The organism is Cupriavidus pauculus, assembly GCF_008693385.1.
In the GTDB taxonomy this organism is placed as follows: domain Bacteria; phylum Pseudomonadota; class Gammaproteobacteria; order Burkholderiales; family Burkholderiaceae; genus Cupriavidus; species Cupriavidus pauculus_D.
Genome location: NZ_CP044067.1, coordinates 1,117,749 through 1,134,437 on the forward strand (window position 1 = coordinate 1,117,749; position 16,689 = coordinate 1,134,437).

Genomic DNA, 16,689 nt, shown 5'->3' on the forward strand with positions numbered 1-16,689 from the left:
CAGAACGGTGGGCGGATCGTGCGTTTTACTCATCAAACCGGAAGGAATCATCGCTTTCTCTCTCCCGCGCGGCCCTCCAGAATCCCTGCCATACCCGCAACGTCGTGGCGGGGCCATACGGGAGAGGCTGGATGCAGTGGACAGTGGAGACGGTATCGACGGACGTACTGGTGCTGGGCGCCGGCATGGCGGGCTTTCGCGCGGCCCTCGCCGCCCGGGCCACGGGCGCGCACGTCACGCTGGCCTATCGCGCGAAGGGCGCTTCTCCGTACGTCATCGGCTTCAACGCGCCGATCGGCAGCATGGACCCGGCCGACAGCCCCGACGTGTTCTACGACGACATGCTCAGGGGCGGTTACTTCCTCAATGACCGGCGGCTGGTACGCCTGCTGGCGGAAAAGTCGGTCGATGCCTTTCATGAACTGGCCAGCTGGGGCGTGCCCTTTGCCCATTCGGTCGATACGCAAACCGGCGCGAGCCGTGTCCTGCAGCGTCACCTGAGCGGGAATCGCTATCCCCGATCGGTGTTCGTTCCGGAGAGCACGGGCGGCGCCATCCTGCAGGTGATGGCCAATCGCGCGCGGACGCTCGGCATCGGGCAGATCGCGGGGCAGAAGGCCGTCGAACTGCTGCGCGACGGCACCGATGTCGTCGGGGCGCTCCTGTGGAAGCCGCACTCGAACCAGATGACCGCCGTGCACGCGCGCGCCGTCGTCATTGCCATGGGCGGCATCGGCCGTCTCTATGCGGACAGTACCTATCCCGTCGACGTGGGCGCGGACGGGCTGGGCATGGCGCTCGATGCCGGCGCGCGGCTCATCGACATGGAGTTCGTTCAGTTCGAGCCCGTCGTGACGGTCTGGCCGCAGGAATGCCGCGGCATGGAAATGCCGACCTCGATGCTCGGCGACGGGGCTCATCTGCTGAACAACCGCGGCGAGCGCTTCATGCTCGGCTACAACCCGCCTTCCGGCGAACGCGGTATCGAGAAGGCTCGGCTGGCGCTGTTCATCCAGCGCGAGATCGACGAAGGGCGCGGCTTCCCCGAAGGCGGCGTCGCGTTCGATGCCACGGTCCTCACCGACGCGCAGCGCGAAAGCTATGTCTCGCATTGCCGCAGGCTGCGCGCGGCAGGCGTCGAACCGGCGACCACCCCGCCCATCGTCGCGCCCGCCGCGCACAGCATGATGGGTGGCGTCGCCGTCGATGGCGATTGCTGGTCCGGTGTGCCGGGCCTCTATGTCGGCGGAGAGGCCGCGGGCGGTGTGCACGGCGCGAGCCGCATCGCCGGCAATGGCTGCAGCGACACGCTCGTCTTCGGCGCCATCGCCGGAGGCGGCGCGGCACGGGGCATGCTGCCCAACCTCGATCGCGACTGGCAAGCCATCGAAGCCGATGCCATGGCCCGCCTCGCGCATGCGGATGGCGGCGTGCCCGCCGAGGACGTGCAGCACGCCAAGGACGGCATGCGCAAGGTGCTTTCGGCCTCGGCAGGGATCTGGCGCAACGGGCGCGACCTTGCGGCGGGGCTGACCGCCTTCGAAGCGATGCACAAGGAGATCCTGCAGATGCGCGCGGGCAGCCGCGAAGCCGCGGTGGAACTTCGGGAGGCGCGTCGCATGGCGGGCGTCGGCACGGCGGTCCTGCAGGCAGCGCTGGGACGCACAGAAAGCCGCGGCGCGCACCAGCGTACAGACTACCCGGCCATGAATGATGCCCAATGGCTGCATCACATCGCCTTTGCCCGGCGCGGCGATGACGAACTCGTCCAAAGCAAGGAGCCCATCCACTAGACAGCATGGTTTGACCATAAGAGTGCCTACGCACCATCACGACATACGGAGACAACATGCGTTTCAGATCCACACTTTCGCTTCGCGCGCGCGCCTTGCTGATAGGCGCGTTTTCGCTCGCTGCCGCCCTGCCTGGCGCCATGTCGCCCGCCCATGCGGCCGATGCGTTTCCAAGCCGGCCCGTCAAGCTCGTCGTTCCGTATCCGCCCGGTGGCGGCAACGACGTCCTGGCCCGCATCGTCGCGCCGAAGCTGGCGGAGGAACTGAAACAGCAGGTGTATATCGAGAATCGCGGCGGCGCGGGCGGGACCATCGGCACCACCGCCGTGGCGCAGGCCGCCCCGGACGGCTACACGATCCTGATCATCAACACCCTGCCCCACACGTCGGCCGCGGGGCTGTATCCGTCGCTGCCCTACGACCCCATCAAGAGCTTCGCGCCCATCGGCGAGTTCGCCACCGTGTCTTACATGCTCGCGGTGAATCCGAAGCTGCCCGTGCATACGGTCAAGGATTTCGTCGACCTTGCGAACGCAAAGCCCGGCAGCATCAACTACGGGTCCGCCGGCAACGGCAGTGCCACGCACCTTGCCGCCGAACTGTTCAAGTCGGTGACGAAGGCGCAGGTCTCGCATATCCCCTACAAGGGCGGCGGCCAGGCCCTGACCGACCTGATGGCCAATCAGGTGCAGGCGACCTTCGAGAACGTCGCGGCGCTCGTCCCCTACGTCCAGCCCGGCACGCTGCGCGGCATCGCGGTCACGGGTCCAAAGCGCGTGGCCCTGTTTCCATCGCTGCCGACCGTCGCGGAGTCCGGCTATCCGGGATTCGACGTATCGGGCAAGTTCGGGCTGGTCGCGCCCGCGGGCACGCCCGCGGATGTGATCGCCGTATTGAACAAGGCGCTGAACCGCGCGCTCACCGACCCCGACCTCGTCAAGCGGCTGGCCGCGCAGGGCGCGGAAGCGACAACGAGCACACCGGCCGCCTACGACGAACTCATCAGGAAAGAATCGGCCGTGTGGCTCAAGGTCGTGCGGGACACGAACATCAAGAGCGATTGAGCACCGGCACTTCCACGACAGGAGGAGATGCATGAGCATTCTGATCGAAGCGATGCACGGCGCGTCGCTCGTACTGACACTGAACCGGCCGGAAGCGCTGAACGCGCTGTCGTTCGAACTGGTGCAGGCGCTGCGCGATGCCATCGGCCGCGCGGCCACCCTGCATGAAGCGCGCACCGTGATTCTTGCGGGCGGCCCGCGCGCGTTCTCGGCGGGCACCGACCTCAAGCAGCGCCGGACGCTGTCTCGCGAACAGAAGGCGGAGCAGAGCCAGCTACTGCTGACGTTGAGCGAGGAGATCTGGACGTTGCCCAAGCCCGTGATCGCGGCCGTCGGCGGATGGTGCCTCGGCGGCGGCGCCGAACTGGCGCTGGCCTGCGATCTGCGCATGGCGGCGGACGACGTGACGTTCGGCTTTCCCGAGATGACGTTGGGCGCGTATCCCGGCAGCGGCGGTCCCGTGACGCTCAGCCGCATCGTCGGGGTGTCCCGCGCGAAGGACATTCTTTTCACGGCCCGCCGGCTCGGTGCCGCCGATGCGCTGCGGCTGGGGATGGTCGATCGCGTCGTGCCCGCCGACAGGTTGCTCGAGGAAGCGCTGAACTGGGCGAAAGAGATGGAAGCCACGGCGCCGCTGGCGCTCGCGGCACTCAAGCGTTCCCTGAATGAGGGCGCGAATCTGTCCCTGCGCGACGCGGCCATACTGGACCAGCAGTTGCGCCGCCCCCTCGACACCACCGAAGACAACGAAGAAGGCATGCGCGCCCACTTCGAGAAGCGGCGTCCCGTGTTTCGAGGCCGATGATGGACATGCCCGGCAAGGCGCTGCGCGGTCTGCGTGTGCTCGAATTCTCGGCGGGTTCGCGCGCTGGCCAGTATTGCGGACAATGCCTCGGCGATCTGGGCGCGGATGTCGTGCGCGTCGATGGCGCATGGCCCCCGGACATGACATTCTGCGCGGCATCCCATACGACATATCACGCCGCATTCAACCGCAACAAGCGCGCGCTGGACGTGGACCCCGCTAGCGGCCCCGCGTTGTTGCGGCAGCTCTGCGGCCGCGCCGACGTCCTGCTCGACGCGCTGCCCGCGGGCAGGCTCGACGCGCTGGGCATCGGCTGGTCCGATCTGTCGCGCATCGCGCCCAAGCTCGTCTACGCGCGCGTGACGCCGGCCTCGGTGCCCGGTGGCGCTTGCGCGCCGGATGCCGCCGATCTCATGATGGAGGCCGCCGGCGGCTACATGGGCATCACGGGCGGGCGCGACGGTGCGCCGAGCCGCCTCGGCACCTCGGCACTCGAGGTCATGACGGGCGTCAACTGCCAGTCGGCCATCCTCGCCGCGCTCTTCCAGCGCGCCGCGACTGGGCAGGGACAGTACCTCTCGACGAGTGTGCTGGAATCGGAAATCGCGTTCCTGGCCAATGCCGCCGTCGAACATCTGCTCGGGGGTCCGCAGCCGAAGCGATGGGGATCCGAGCATGCGCAGCAGGTTCCCTACAAGGCGTTCCGGACGGTCGATGGATGGATCGTCGTCGCGGCGGGATTCCAGAACCTGTATGAAGCCTTTGCGCGGGTGCTCGGCCGTCCGGACCTCGCGCGCGATGCGCGTTTCGCCAGCATGGCGGGCCGCGTCGAACATCGCGATGCGCTGTATGCCGAGCTCGACGCCGAAACGGCCCGCTATCCGGCCGCCGATCTGTTGCGCCAGCTGGAGAACGCGGGCGTGCCCTGCGCGCCGGTCAACGATCTGGCGCAGGTGTTCGCGCACAGGCAGGTTCTTCACCACGGCCTGCGCGTCGACCTGGCGGACGCTCCCCCGGACGCCCCACATCCGCACGCCGTGCTCGGTCCCGCCGCCCGGTACTCGGCGTTTTCCGTGACCGATGGCTGGACATCTCCGCCCGGCCCCGGCCAGCACACCGAACACGTGCTGCGGGACTGGCTCGCGCCCTCGAGTCTCTCCGAATCTTCCACCCCCTGACCGTCCCCACTCTGGAGCACTTCTTTCATGGACCTCGAATACTTTCAATCGGCATCCGGCAAGATCGAAGACGTCGTCATCGGCACGACGATCGTCTTCACCAAGACCGTGTCGGAGTCCGATGTCTATCTCTACGCCGGCATCACCGGCGACTTCTCTCCGAACCACGTGGACGAGGAATACATGCGCCAGGGTTCGTATGGCACGCGCATCGCGCATGGCACGCTGCTGATGGGCTTCATGTCGACGGCATCGGCCCGGCTGCGGATCGGCCGCACCGTGTCGCTGGGCTACGACAAGGTGCGCTTTCTGGACGGCGTGAAGTTCGGCGATACCGTCACCACCCGCTACACCGTGGACAGCGTGGACCTGTCCACGCGCCGGATGACCGCAAGGGTGGAATGTCTGAACCAGCACAAGAAGGTCGTCGCCGTGGCCACCCATATCAAGGCGTTCGTCGATTGAACGGTCTCATGCCCGCCAAACCCTATGCAGGGCTGAAGGTCCTCGATTTCACGCGGGTACTTGCCGGCCCCTATTGCACGATGCTGCTGGGCGATCTCGGTGCCGACGTGGTGAAGGTCGAACTGCCGGGCACCGGCGATCCGTTGCGCCTGCAGGGTCCGCCGTTCCATGCCGGCGATGGGCTGACGTTCCTCGCATGCAACCGCAACAAACGCTCGCTCGCGCTAGATCTGAAATCGGCCGAGGGCATCGCGCTGGCGCGTCGCCTCGCGCGCGAGGCCGACGTACTCGTCGAGAACTTCCGTCCCGGCGTCATGGCGCGCCTCGGACTCGATTACGCAAGTCTCGCGGCCGATGCGCCGCGGCTCGTCTACGCCTCCATTTCCGGATACGGATCCGAAGGACCCGACAGCCGCAGCGGCGCCTTCGACCTGACCATTCAGGCGATGGGCGGCTATATGAGCCTGACCGGTGACGAGGCAGGCGGCCCCATCAAGCTCGGCACGTCGGCCATCGATCTTGCGGCGGGCATGCATTGCGAGGTCGCCATTGCGGCGGCATTGTTGCAGCGGCTTCAGACCGGCACGGGGCAGCACGTGGAAACGAGCCTGCTGGAAAGCCAGGTAGCGCTGCTCGTCGACACGGCCGTCGATTACTTCCGCACTGGCAAGGTACCCGGGCGCAGAGGTGCCGCGAGTACGCATGCCGCCCCTTGCAAGGCGTTTCGCACACGCGACGGCGCATGGCTGGTCATCGATGCCGCACAGGACGACCACTTCATGGCGTTGCTGGCCATCGTCGGCCGCACGAGCATGCAGCGCGACCCAAGGTTTTCCTCGGGCACCGCGCGCTTCGGGCATCAGGCAGAACTCTATGCCCTGCTCGAGCCGCGCATCGCGGCGTTCGACCTCGCGGCGCTGGCCTTCGCCTTGCGCGAGGCCGGCGTTCCGCATGCTCCCGTGCACGACATCGGGCAGGCGCTCGAGCATTGCCACGCGACCCATCGGGACATGGTGACCTCGTCGGCGGGCGTCGGGGGTACCGCGTTGCCGCAAGTGGCATCGGCCGTGAGCTATTCGGCGTTCGATATCGGTAGCGGCTGGACCGCCCCGCCGTCCGTCGGCCAGCACAGCGCCGAGGTGCTGGCCGAATGGCTGGGCATGTCGGCCGCGGATATCGATACCCTTACATCCATCGCACTCAACGGTGACCCACGAACATGACGACTCCTCTCCGTGCCGCGCTCGACGGCATCTCCGGCATCCTTGTCACGCCCCTCGACGCCCATGACCGGATCGCGCCCGCGCGTCGCGCCGCGCGGCGTGATCGACTATGTGCGGCGCATCGCTGACGCCGGAGACGGCTTGCCCGTAATGTTATATTTGCGCAACGAAACGATCGGGCTCGAAGCGATTGGCCTGTCGCGCCAGACGACATGGAGGAACTAAGGGCCTTGCTGGAAGCCTGGTGAGGACCCGATGGTCGAACGATGAGTTGGCAACTACCTTCACTGACCGCACTACGCACTTTCGAGGCCGCCGCGCGCCACCTGAGTTTCACGCGCGCCGCGCAGGAGCTGAACCTGACGCAGAGCGCCGTCAGCCGTCAGATCCGCCAGACCGAGGAATACCTGGGCCTGATGCTGTTCCAGCGCGTGAAGAAGCGCCTTGTCCTCACCGAAGCGGGACGCAGCTATGTGGAAGATATCCGCGCGTCGCTCGAACAGATGCAGACGGCCACGGTGAACCTGCTCGCGCACAAGGGCAAGGGCGGCATCATCCGGCTGGCCACGCCGCCCGCGTTCTGCGCGCGCTGGCTCATTCCGCGGCTGGCGGATTTCTCCACGCGCTTTCCCAATATCTTCGTCAATCTCTCCACGCGCGCGCATCCGTTCGACTTCCAGTCGGAGCCGCTCGACGCCGCCATCTATTACGGTGCGAACGACTGGCCCGGCACGGTCGTTACCGAACCGCTCGTGGGCGAGGAGTTACTCGTGGTGTGTTCGCAGGGTTACTACCACGCGCATCGCGAGCATCTGCAATCCCTCACGCAGTTCGGACATCATGTGCTCCTGCAGCAGACGAGCCGCCAGACCTGCTGGCCGCAATGGATGCAGAGCCACGGCGTATCCGGCGTCAACGGCATTGCGGGGCCGCGTTTCGAGCATCTCTATATGGTGCTGCAGGCGGCCGTGGCCGGGCTGGGCCTGGGACTGCTGCCGCGTATCCTGATCGAGGACGAAGTGGCCACCGGGCGCCTCGTGGTGCCGTTTCCGGGAACCTTCGTCAGTGACGACGCCTACTGCCTCGTCTTTCCGGAGGCCAAGCGGAACGAGTCGCGGCTCGAGCTGTTCCGCGCATGGATCCACGAAGAAGCCCGCAAGCCGACCGCGCCATCGCCGTAGGCACGCCCCTTCCGCGCGCATGACGTGACAACTTTTTATCGCTTTCTACCCGCGTACCCCTGACACACAATGGGATCGCCACGACGATGGAAACGATAAAGAGGAGACACCCATGCTGCAGAAGTTCACCGTCTTGATGGTCATGCTCGGCGCGGCAATCGGCGTCACGCCCGCGGCGGCCGAGCCCACCTATCCCGACAAGCCCATCCGCCTCATCGTCCCGCAACCGCCCGGAGGGGCCAACGACAACCTCGCGCGCATCGTGAGCGACCGGCTCTCGCCGCGCATCAAGCAGGCCGTGGTCGTCGATAACCGCCCCGGCGCGGGCATCACGGTCGGGACTTCCATCGCCGCAAAATCGCCAGCCGACGGGTACACGATGCTGATGGTCAATTCCATCATGTTCTCGGCGAGCCCGAGCCTGTACAAGAATATTCCGTACGATCCGGTCGGCGACTTCCTGCCCGTCGCGAGCCTCGGCGTCGGCGCCTACGCGCTGGTGGTCGCCGAAAGTTTTCCGGCGCAGAACTTCGCCGACTTCGTAAAGCTGATGAAGGCCAATCCGGGCAAGTACAACTACTCGTCCTCGGGTATCGGCAGCACGCCGCATCTGATCACGGAGATGCTCAAGCGCGCGGCCGGATTCGAGGCCACGCACGTGCCCTACAAGGGCGGCGGTCCCTCCATCGTCGCGTTGATGGGTGGCGAGATCTCGTTCACCGTCGAAAGCACATCGACGATCGAGCCGCACGTCCGGGCCGGCAAGCTGCGCGTACTGGCCGTGACGAGCAACCAGCGGCTCGCGACGTATCCCGACGTGCCGACCGTCGCGGAGAGCGGCATTCCCGGATTCGAAGTGACCGCGCTTTATAGCCTTGCCGTACCCAAGGGCACGCCCCAGGCCGCCGTCGACAAGCTCGGCAAGGAGGTGGCGCTCGTGGTCTCGTCGCCGGAGGTCGGCAAGGCCTTCGACAAGCAGGGCGTCCAGGCGGTGAGCCTGCCCGCCGACCAGGTGCAGGCGCGCACGCGCTCCGAAGTCGCCAACTGGTCCCGGATCGTCAGGGAAGCGAACATCAAGGCCGAATGACCCTCACCCATCCCAAGGAGACAGAACGATGCAGAAGACAGACAAGCCGCTGAGTGGTGTACGGGTTCTCGATTTCACGCGATTCTTTGCGGGGCCCTACTGCGCCCAGCTGCTTGGCGACCTCGGGGCGGATGTGGTCAAGGTCGAATCGCCGGACGGCGGCGATCCGCTGCGCGAACAGGGGCCGCCCTATTTCAAGGACAACGGCATCACGTGGTACGCGACCAACCGCAACAAGCGGTCCATCGCGCTGGACCTTCGCAGCGACGAAGGCAAGCAGACCGCGCGCGCGCTCTGCCTCAAGGCCGACGTGGTGCTGGAAAACTTCCGTCCCGACATCATGGGCCGCATGGGCCTGGACTACGAGGCGCTGGCGGCGGACGCGCCACGACTGATCTATGCGTCGATATCGGGATTCGGTCCCGATGGTCCGGACGCTGGGCTCGGCGCGTTCGATCTCACGATCCAGGGTGTCGGCGGGTATATGAGCATCACGGGCTCCCGCGAAGGCGCGCCGGTCAAGCTCGGCACCTCCGCGTTCGATATGCTTGCAGGGATGAATTGTCAGACCGCGATCATCGCCGCGCTGCTACAGCGGGAGCGAACGGGCCGGGGTCAGCGCGTCATGACCAGCCTGCTGGAGAGCGAGATCGCCTTTCTCGCCAACGCCGCGCTCGAGTATCTGATGACCGGACAGGAGCCCCAGAAATGGGGATCCGAACATGCGCAGCAGGTTCCCTACAAGGCCTTTCAGACCGCAGACGGCTGGGCCGTCATCGGCGCGGGCTTCCAGGGGTTCTTCGAATCGTTCATGAAGATACTGGGTCTTTCGGAACTCGTTCAGGACGAACGCTTCGCCACGATGTCGGGACGCGTGGTGCACCGCGGCGAGCTCTACGCCATGCTCGACGCCGAGGTGCGCAAATGGCCGACCGCGGACATCATCGCGCGGCTCGAGGAAGCGGGCGTGCCCTGCGCGCCCGTCAACAATATGAGCCAGGTCTTCGCGAACCAGCAGGTCCGGCATCGCGGCATGCAACTGACGCTGAATCATCCGCGGTATGGCGAGGTGCCGACGCTCGGCCCCGCGATGCGCTACAGCGGCTTCGATATCACCGACGGCTGGACCGCGCCGCCCGAAGTCGGCGAGCACAGCGAAGCCGTCATGCGGGAATGGCTCGGCTGAACGCCGTCATCCGCGACAGCATCCACTTCCGCAAGGCATCGGCGGCCGGTGACAGTGGCCGCCCCGCGCGCACCAGCAGCTTGGCCTGTGCCGCCTGGAACATCGGATGATGGATCGGCCGCGCGACCAGCTCGCCTGACGCGAGCTCCCGGACGGCGGCGAACTCCGGGGCGAAGGTCACGCCCTTGCCCGCGCGCAGAAAACGCTTGAGGACCACGAGCGAGTTGGCGGTCAGCGCTGGCGCGATGCGCAGTTTCTCCGCATAGGCCACGGCCTGGATCAGTTGCCCCAGGCCGTAGTCCTTGCTCATCAGCGCCAGCGGATGCGCCAGTATCTGGTCCAGCGACACCGGGCCCTTGCGCCGGGCGAGCGGGTGGGATGCGCCGACCAGCAGCTTCACCGGGTGCGATGCGCTGACGCGGCAGTGCGCATCCGCCGCGACGGGCGGGTTGTAGGCCAGGCCCACGTGCGCGATGTCGTCGATCACCTCCGCCACGACATCGCTGACCGACACCACGCTGACCACGACCTCGATCTTCGGATAGCGGTCAGAGAACGCGCCGAGCACATCGTCCATCAGGCTATCGACGAAGCCCTCGCCGATCGCCAGGCGCACATGACCGCGTTCGAGCCCGCGCATCTGGTTGAGCTGGTCCTCCAGATGCTGCTTCTGCGTCTGGCACCCACGCCAGTATTCGAGCAGATGATGCGCTGCCTCCGTCGGCAGCATGCCGTGCGGCGCGCGTTCGAACAGCACGCTGCCCACCTCTTCCTCCAGCAGCCGGATCTGCCGCGTGATGACCGACGGCGCCGTATTGATGCGGTCGGCCGCGGCGCGGATAGAGCCCAGCGTCAGCACTTCATGAAAGTAACGCAGCCGCCGCTGGTTCACGTCGTTCATTGCGCACCCCGATTCAGGCGTTGCCAAAATGGCAACTCTATTCGACTTAAGTTGCTATTTCAATCACCCCCTCCCGCCCCTACCATCCGAAATCGTTGTGAGTTCCCTGACTATCATGCGGATTCTGATCGCTGGCTTCCAGCACGAGACCAACACCTTCGCGCCGAGCCGCGCCGACTACGACAACTTCGTGCGCGGCGAAGGCTTTCCCGCGATGTCGCGCGGCGACGCCATGCTCGCGCTGCGGGACGTGAACATTCCCGCGGGCGGCTTTATCGCGGAGGCGCAGGCACAGGGGCATGCGCTGCTGCCCGTCGTCTGGGCCGCCGCCAGCCCCTCCGCGCACGTCACGCGCGCGGCCTACGAGCGCATTGCGGGCGAGATCACCGATGCCGCCGCGCGCCTCGCGCCCGATGCGATCTACCTCGACCTCCATGGCGCGATGGTCGCCGAGCATATCGACGACGGCGAAGGCGAGTTGCTGTCGCGACTGCGCGAGATCGTGGGCCCGCGAGTCCCGATCGTCGCCTCGCTGGACCTCCATGCCAATGTCACCGAGCGCATGCTGGCGATGGCGGACGCGCTCGTCGCGTATCGCACGTATCCGCACGTCGATATGGCCGATACGGGGCGTGCCTGCGCACGGCTGCTATCGCGAATCGCCGGTGGCCAGCGGCTGGCCCGCATCTCGCGGCGCCTGCCGTTCCTGATTCCCGTCAACGCGATGTGCACACTGATGGCGCCGGCGAAGCAGATCTACGAACGTATCGCCGGCCTCGAAGCCACCACCCCGGTCGCCTCGATGTCTTTCACGCCGGGGTTTCCCGCGGCCGACTTTCCCGGCTGCGGCCCCGTGGTGTGGGGCTATGCCGAGGACGCGAACGTGGCCCGCGTTACCGTCGACGCGCTCTACGCAGCCGTCGCGGATGACGAAGGGGCATGGGCCATCGACCTCCTGTCGCCCGACGCCGCCGTGCGCGAGGCCATGCGGATTGCCGCGAACGCCGCGCGTCCGGTCGTGATCGCCGACACGCAGGACAACCCGTTTGGCGGCGCGGACGCGAACACCACGGGCATGCTGCGCGCGCTGATCGACAACGGCGCCACCGACGCCGCGCTCGGCCTGCTCTACGACCCGGCCGTGGCGGCGCTCGCGCACGAGGCCGGCGTCGGTGCCACCATTACCTGCGCGCTCGGCGGCCACTCTGGCGTGGCCGGCGATGCGCCGCTCGAAGCGTCCTTCGAGGTCGCCTATCTGTCCGATGGCCGCTGTGTGTTCGAAGGCCCGATGATGACCGGTTCCAGGGTCGATGTCGGTCCCACCGCGTGTTTGCGCATCGGTGGCGCCGGCGGCATCAGCGTGGTGGTCTCCAGCGCCAAGACCTCGATGAACGATCGCAACCTGTTCCGCATGGCAGGCATCGAGCCGGAGCGCATGAAGATCCTCGTCAACAAGAGCTCGGTGCACTTCCGCGCCGACTTTGGTCCGATCGCGGAAGCGATCCTCGTGGCCAAGGCCCCGGGACCGATGGCCGCCGACCCGGCCGACCTCCCCTGGACATCGCTTGCCTGCGGCATGCGGCTCAAGCCGAATGGCGCCGCCTTCCGCGCAGCCCAATCTTCGCAAGGACCGCAATGAACTCTCCGTTCGATTCCCTCGACCGTATCGCCCGCGCACGCCTCCTCGACGGTCCCACGCCCATCCAGCGGCTGAACCGGCTGGAATCCGTACTTGGCAAGGACGTGGCCATCCACGTCAAGCGCGACGACCTGATGAGCCTCGGCGCTGGCGGCAGCAAGCTCCGCAAGCTCGAGTTCCTGATGGGCGACGCCCTCGCGCAGGGGTGCGATGCGTTCGTGACCACCGGCGGCCTGCAGTCGAATCATGCACGCCTCAGCGCGGCCGCGTGCGCGCGGCTCGGCCTCAAGTGCGAAGTGGTACTCGCCCCGATGGTGCGCTACCACGGCGACGGGTATCGCGACAATGGCAACGTATTGCTGGACAAGCTGCTGGGCGCGACCGTCCACGAGGTGCCCGAAGGTACCGATGCGCTGGCGTTCGCGCACGAGCGCGCGGCCGTGTTGCGTTCGCTCGGCTTCAAACCCTATGTGGCGGGGCTCGGCGGCTCGACGCCCGTCGGCGCGCTCGGCTATGTGTCCGGCGCGCGGGAATTGCTGGCACAGGAAGCGGAGCGCGGCGAGGCGTTCTCTCACATCGTGCTCCCGACCGGCAGTTGCGGGACGCACGCGGGCCTCTCCGTCGGGCTGGCGATGGCCAGCGCGCGGCCCCAACGGCTGCAGGCGTTCACGGTACTGAGCCCTCGCGACGTGGCGATGACAAAGACGCGCGAGTTGATCGGGCACCTGCAGGCACAGCTCGAGTTCGCATCGTCCGAGGCTGCCGACGCGGTGCGCATCGACGAAGGCCAGCTCGGCGACGACTACGGCATACCGACCGATGCCATGCGCGAGGCCGTGCGGCTGATGGCGCAGACAGAAGGGCTGCTGCTGGACCCCGTCTACAGCGGCAAGGCCTTCGCCGGACTGCTGCACGACATCCGGCACGGCGCCATTCCGCCAGGCAGTAGCGTGCTGTTCATCATGACCGGCGGCATGCCGGGCCTGTTCGCCTACCGGGAGGTGTTCGACGCCGATCAGGTGCGCCGCACGTCGTCGTCGATGTTGTATCTCGATCGCTGACGCGCGGCATCCCTGGGCCGGTCAGCCCCCGGCCCGCAGCGTCCGGGCCGCCGCCACCATGTTCGTCAGCGCCGGCAGTACCTCCGCCCACTGCCGCGTCTTGAGGCCGCAGTCCGGATTTACCCAGAGCCGCTCGCCGGGCACGCGCTCGGCCGCCTTGCGCATCAGTTGCACGATGTGTTCCTGCGACGGGATGTTCGGCGAATGGATGTCGTACACGCCCGGCCCGATCTCGTTCGGATACTTGAAGTCGTCGAACGCGTCGAGCAGCTCCATATCCGAGCGTGACGTCTCGATGGTGATCACGTCGGCGTCCATCTCGGCGATCGACGCGATGATGTCGTTGAACTCCGAGTAGCACATATGCGTGTGGATCTGCGTTTCGTCGCGCACGCCATTGGCCGTGATGCGGAACGATTCCACCGCCCAGTCCAGGTACGCCTTCCACTGCGCGCGGCGCAGCGGCAGGCCTTCGCGCAGCGCGGCCTCGTCGATCTGGATCACGTTGATGCCCGCGCGCTCGAGGTCGAGTACTTCCTCGCGGATGGCCAGCGCAAGCTGGTAGCACGATACCGACCGCGGCTGGTCGTCGCGCACGAACGACCAGTTCAGGATCGTCACCGGGCCGGTGAGCATGCCCTTCATCGGCTTGCTCGTCAGCGACTGCGCATACTGGATCCATCCCACGGTCATCGCCTTCGGACGGCTGATATCGCCGAACAGGATCGGTGGCTTGACGCAGCGCGAGCCATAGGACTGCACCCAGCCGAACTGGCTGAACGCGTAGCCTTCGAGCTGCTCCCCGAAGTACTCGACCATGTCGTTGCGTTCCGCTTCACCGTGCACCAGCACGTCGAGGCCCAGCGCTTCCTGCTCGCGCACGCTGCGGGCAATCTCCGCTTCCATTGCCGCCCGATAGCGCGCATCGTCGAGCGCGCCGGCCTTGTACTGGCTGCGCGCATGGCGAATGGCCGCCGTCTGCGGGAACGAGCCGATGGTCGTGGTCGGGAACAGCGGTAGCTTCAGATGCGCGGCCTGCTTCGGTGCGCGGTCCGCATACGGGCGCTGGCGTTTGCCGAGCGCGGCGTCGATGGCGGCCACGGCGGCCTTGACCGCGGGGTTGTTCACACGCGGCGACTGGCGACGCGCGTCGATCGCGGCGCGGTTGGCCGACAGCGCGTCGGCCACGCTGTGCCGACCATGGCGCAGCGCGCCGGCCAGCACCCGCAGTTCGTCGAGCTTCTGCAGCGCGAATGCCAGCCACGATTTCACGTCGGCATCGAGCTTCTGCTCGCTGGCCAGATCCACCGGCACGTGCAGCAGCGAGCAGGACGGCGCGATCCACAGCCGGTCGCCGAGTTGCTTCGCCACCGGCTCGAGCCAGTCCAGTACGGCGTTCAGGTCCGTCTTCCAGATATTGCGGCCGTTGATCACGCCGAGCGAGATCACGCGATCGGCCGGCAGGCCCGCGATCAGCGCGTCCACTTCGCCGCGCGCGTTGATGGCATCGAGGTGCACGCCCTGCACTGGCAGTTCGCATACCAGCGGCAGATTGTCGAGCAACTGGCCGAAGTAGGTTGCCAGCAGCAGCTTGACGCCAGCACCGTTCAGCGTGGCATAGGCCGTGCGGAACGCCGCGCACCATGCGTCGTCGAGTTCCGTGACGAGGATGGGCTCGTCGATCTGCACCCATTCGACGCCCTGCGCGGCGAGCGTCGCCAGCAGTTCGACATAGGCGGGCAGCAGACGCGCCAGCAGCGCGAGCTTGTCCGAGTCATCCTTGGCCTTGCCCAGCGCCAGATAGGTCAACGGGCCCACGATCACGGGCTTGGCCTGCACACCGGCCGCGCGCGCTTCGGCCAGATGCTCGAGCAGGCGCGACGCATCGAGGCTGAACGTCGTGGCGGACGAAAACTCGGGCACGATGTAGTGATAGTTCGTGTCGAACCACTTGGTCATCTCGCCGGCGGCCACGCCGCCGCAGCATGCGGCATGCTCTTCCGCGGATTGCGCCGAGCGGCCGCGCGCCACGCGGAAGTAGTTGTCGAGCGCATCGCCATGAAAACCCTGCACGCGGTCCGGCAGGTTGCCGAGCGTAAAGCTCATATCGAGCATCTGGTCGTAGAACGCGAAATCGCCAACAGGTACGAGGTCCAGCCCCTTCTGGTCGTTCCAGTGCCGCCATCGCAGCGCGGCACCGACGCGCGTCAGTTCCTCGCGCGAGGATTCGCCCTTCCAGTAGGACTCGAGGGCAAACTTGAGCTCGCGCTTTGCGCCGATGCGCGGGAAGCCGAGGTTATGGGTCTTGGTCATCGCAGGTCATTCCGTATTCAGGTCGATGCCCGATTCTAGAAATCACCGGCCATGAAGTAAAATGGTCATTTTTCAGAAACGTATGAATCGCGTTCATACGCATCGTCCGCACGCTATGCATCGGCACCGCCGCCGGGCACCTTGCCCGCTACAGGGGCTTTATGGCCGCGACTGGATAAGCGCCAACGCATGCTGGTGGCCGAGCATCCAGCCGGTCGTAACGACGCATTTCATACGGACCAGTCCGACAATTCGCTGGAAGTCCTCGGTCAGGTCGCGCATGAAGATTGGCTCGTGATGCGAAATACGATTGCGCAGCTTGCGAACCTGCTCCAGGTCGCCATAGATCGCTTGCCTGAGCTGGCACACTGGCTTACCCGCATCCAGATTTGGGAATACTCTCAGCAGATGCGGCTGCCATAGCCGGACATCGTAGCGGCTGGTGAACATTCGCTGCCAGAAGTGAAACGAGAGTTCCGGGATGACTTTTCCCGCCGACGAACAACCGTCGCGTGCCTGCCGAAGCGCCGTGGCCATCGGGCCGGCCGGCAAGCTTCTTTCGAACGTGGCGGACCACGGCCAGAGCGGGCCATAGATCGCCTCCAACACATCCGCTACGGCATTGCGAACCGTGACCTCGCAGACATGAAGAGGGGGCATCAAGGCACCCGATACTTTTGCGTTCCAGGCGTACAACTCCAGCGCCGCGGGACTTTCATCGCCCACGACCTGGCATGCCGCCTCGTAGGTTTCCATGCGCGCAGTGGAGATAACGCGCCTGACAGCATGGATC

Annotated in this window: 15 protein-coding genes; 12 read left to right on the forward strand and 3 right to left on the reverse strand. The window is 66.4% G+C overall.

Annotated elements, in window-relative coordinates; genetic code table 11:
- The first annotated feature begins 131 nt into the window (after window positions 1-131).
- The 10 genes from FOB72_RS23385 to FOB72_RS23430 all read left to right on the forward strand — a co-directional run bounded on the left by FOB72_RS23385 (window position 132) and on the right by FOB72_RS23430 (window position 9,982).
- On the forward strand, window positions 132-1,793 hold the full coding sequence (locus FOB72_RS23385) for an FAD-binding protein (RefSeq protein WP_150375063.1): 1,662 nt from the start codon (window positions 132-134) through the stop codon (window positions 1,791-1,793).
- Between the two features lie 56 nt (window positions 1,794-1,849).
- Window positions 1,850-2,857 (forward strand): Bug family tripartite tricarboxylate transporter substrate binding protein, encoded by a 1,008-nt coding sequence (locus tag FOB72_RS23390; protein ID WP_150375064.1) that lies wholly within the window; start codon window positions 1,850-1,852, stop codon window positions 2,855-2,857.
- Window positions 2,858-2,888: 31 nt separating this feature from the next.
- Complete coding sequence (locus FOB72_RS23395; protein ID WP_150375065.1) at window positions 2,889-3,662, forward strand: enoyl-CoA hydratase/isomerase family protein; 774 nt, start codon at window positions 2,889-2,891, stop codon at window positions 3,660-3,662.
- Window positions 3,659-4,840 (forward strand): CaiB/BaiF CoA transferase family protein, encoded by a 1,182-nt coding sequence (locus FOB72_RS23400; protein ID WP_150375066.1) that lies wholly within the window; start codon window positions 3,659-3,661, stop codon window positions 4,838-4,840. The genes FOB72_RS23395 and FOB72_RS23400 overlap by 4 nt, the downstream gene beginning before the upstream one ends.
- A gap of 27 nt (window positions 4,841-4,867) precedes the next feature.
- Complete coding sequence (locus FOB72_RS23405; protein ID WP_150375067.1) at window positions 4,868-5,305, forward strand: MaoC family dehydratase; 438 nt, start codon at window positions 4,868-4,870, stop codon at window positions 5,303-5,305.
- 8 nt (window positions 5,306-5,313) lie between these two features.
- Complete coding sequence (locus FOB72_RS23410) at window positions 5,314-6,528, forward strand: CaiB/BaiF CoA transferase family protein (RefSeq protein WP_150375068.1); 1,215 nt, start codon at window positions 5,314-5,316, stop codon at window positions 6,526-6,528.
- A complete protein-coding gene (locus tag FOB72_RS32820) occupies window positions 6,525-6,656 on the forward strand; it encodes a hypothetical protein (protein ID WP_263364833.1) in 132 nt (43 codons plus the stop codon). Before FOB72_RS23410 ends, FOB72_RS32820 begins: the two co-directional genes overlap by 4 nt.
- A 138-nt stretch (window positions 6,657-6,794) precedes the next feature.
- Window positions 6,795-7,709: a transcriptional regulator GcvA gene (gene gcvA / locus FOB72_RS23420; protein WP_150375069.1), complete on the forward strand. Its 915-nt coding sequence runs from the start codon at window positions 6,795-6,797 to the stop codon at window positions 7,707-7,709.
- Between the two features lie 112 nt (window positions 7,710-7,821).
- Window positions 7,822-8,796 (forward strand): Bug family tripartite tricarboxylate transporter substrate binding protein, encoded by a 975-nt coding sequence (locus FOB72_RS23425; protein WP_150375070.1) that lies wholly within the window; start codon window positions 7,822-7,824, stop codon window positions 8,794-8,796.
- A 28-nt stretch (window positions 8,797-8,824) separates the two neighbouring features.
- The gene (locus FOB72_RS23430; protein ID WP_150375071.1) at window positions 8,825-9,982 is read left to right on the forward strand and encodes a CaiB/BaiF CoA transferase family protein; all 1,158 of its coding nucleotides are present in this window, start codon (window positions 8,825-8,827) and stop codon (window positions 9,980-9,982) included.
- On the opposite strand, the gene FOB72_RS23435 is transcribed toward FOB72_RS23430, so the two are convergent.
- Window positions 9,960-10,883, reverse strand: a complete 924-nt coding sequence (locus tag FOB72_RS23435; RefSeq protein WP_150375072.1) for a LysR family transcriptional regulator — start codon at window positions 10,881-10,883, stop codon at window positions 9,960-9,962. The genes FOB72_RS23430 and FOB72_RS23435 overlap by 23 nt on opposite strands.
- Window positions 10,884-10,998: 115 nt before the next feature.
- Here FOB72_RS23435 and FOB72_RS23440 point away from each other — a divergent pair, with 115 nt between their 5' ends.
- Window positions 10,999-12,522 carry a M81 family metallopeptidase gene (locus FOB72_RS23440; protein WP_150377354.1) on the forward strand — a complete coding sequence of 508 codons (1,524 nt, stop codon included), beginning with the start codon at window positions 10,999-11,001 and terminating at the stop codon, window positions 12,520-12,522.
- A complete protein-coding gene (locus tag FOB72_RS23445; protein ID WP_150375073.1) occupies window positions 12,519-13,583 on the forward strand; it encodes a D-cysteine desulfhydrase family protein in 1,065 nt (354 codons plus the stop codon). The genes FOB72_RS23440 and FOB72_RS23445 overlap by 4 nt, the downstream gene beginning before the upstream one ends.
- Before the next feature lie 21 nt (window positions 13,584-13,604).
- Here the strand turns inward: FOB72_RS23445 and metE are convergent, their stop codons facing one another.
- Together metE and FOB72_RS23455 are read right to left on the reverse strand one after the other, a co-directional pair.
- Window positions 13,605-15,896, reverse strand: coding sequence for a 5-methyltetrahydropteroyltriglutamate--homocysteine S-methyltransferase (metE, locus tag FOB72_RS23450; protein ID WP_150375074.1), 2,292 nt, complete (start codon window positions 15,894-15,896; stop codon window positions 13,605-13,607).
- Between the two features lie 159 nt (window positions 15,897-16,055).
- The gene (locus FOB72_RS23455) at window positions 16,056-16,652 is read right to left on the reverse strand and encodes a hypothetical protein (RefSeq protein ID WP_191002388.1); all 597 of its coding nucleotides are present in this window, start codon (window positions 16,650-16,652) and stop codon (window positions 16,056-16,058) included.
- Window positions 16,653-16,689 lie beyond the last annotated feature (37 nt).

Coding starts and splice junctions, on each gene's coding strand:
- gcvA (WP_150375069.1), top strand. CDS start 6,795: ATGAGTTGGCAACTACCTTCACTGACCGCACTACGCACTTTCGAGGCC.
- FOB72_RS32820 (WP_263364833.1), top strand. CDS start 6,525: ATGACGACTCCTCTCCGTGCCGCGCTCGACGGCATCTCCGGCATCCTT.
- metE (WP_150375074.1), bottom strand. CDS start 15,896: ATGACCAAGACCCATAACCTCGGCTTCCCGCGCATCGGCGCAAAGCGC.
- FOB72_RS23440 (WP_150377354.1), top strand. CDS start 10,999: ATGCGGATTCTGATCGCTGGCTTCCAGCACGAGACCAACACCTTCGCG.
- FOB72_RS23410 (WP_150375068.1), top strand. CDS start 5,314: ATGCCCGCCAAACCCTATGCAGGGCTGAAGGTCCTCGATTTCACGCGG.
- FOB72_RS23390 (WP_150375064.1), top strand. CDS start 1,850: ATGCGTTTCAGATCCACACTTTCGCTTCGCGCGCGCGCCTTGCTGATA.
- FOB72_RS23405 (WP_150375067.1), top strand. CDS start 4,868: ATGGACCTCGAATACTTTCAATCGGCATCCGGCAAGATCGAAGACGTC.
- FOB72_RS23445 (WP_150375073.1), top strand. CDS start 12,519: ATGAACTCTCCGTTCGATTCCCTCGACCGTATCGCCCGCGCACGCCTC.
- FOB72_RS23425 (WP_150375070.1), top strand. CDS start 7,822: ATGCTGCAGAAGTTCACCGTCTTGATGGTCATGCTCGGCGCGGCAATC.
- FOB72_RS23385 (WP_150375063.1), top strand. CDS start 132: ATGCAGTGGACAGTGGAGACGGTATCGACGGACGTACTGGTGCTGGGC.
- FOB72_RS23435 (WP_150375072.1), bottom strand. CDS start 10,883: ATGAACGACGTGAACCAGCGGCGGCTGCGTTACTTTCATGAAGTGCTG.
- FOB72_RS23455 (WP_191002388.1), bottom strand. CDS start 16,652: ATGGAAACCTACGAGGCGGCATGCCAGGTCGTGGGCGATGAAAGTCCC.
- FOB72_RS23430 (WP_150375071.1), top strand. CDS start 8,825: ATGCAGAAGACAGACAAGCCGCTGAGTGGTGTACGGGTTCTCGATTTC.
- FOB72_RS23395 (WP_150375065.1), top strand. CDS start 2,889: ATGAGCATTCTGATCGAAGCGATGCACGGCGCGTCGCTCGTACTGACA.
- FOB72_RS23400 (WP_150375066.1), top strand. CDS start 3,659: ATGATGGACATGCCCGGCAAGGCGCTGCGCGGTCTGCGTGTGCTCGAA.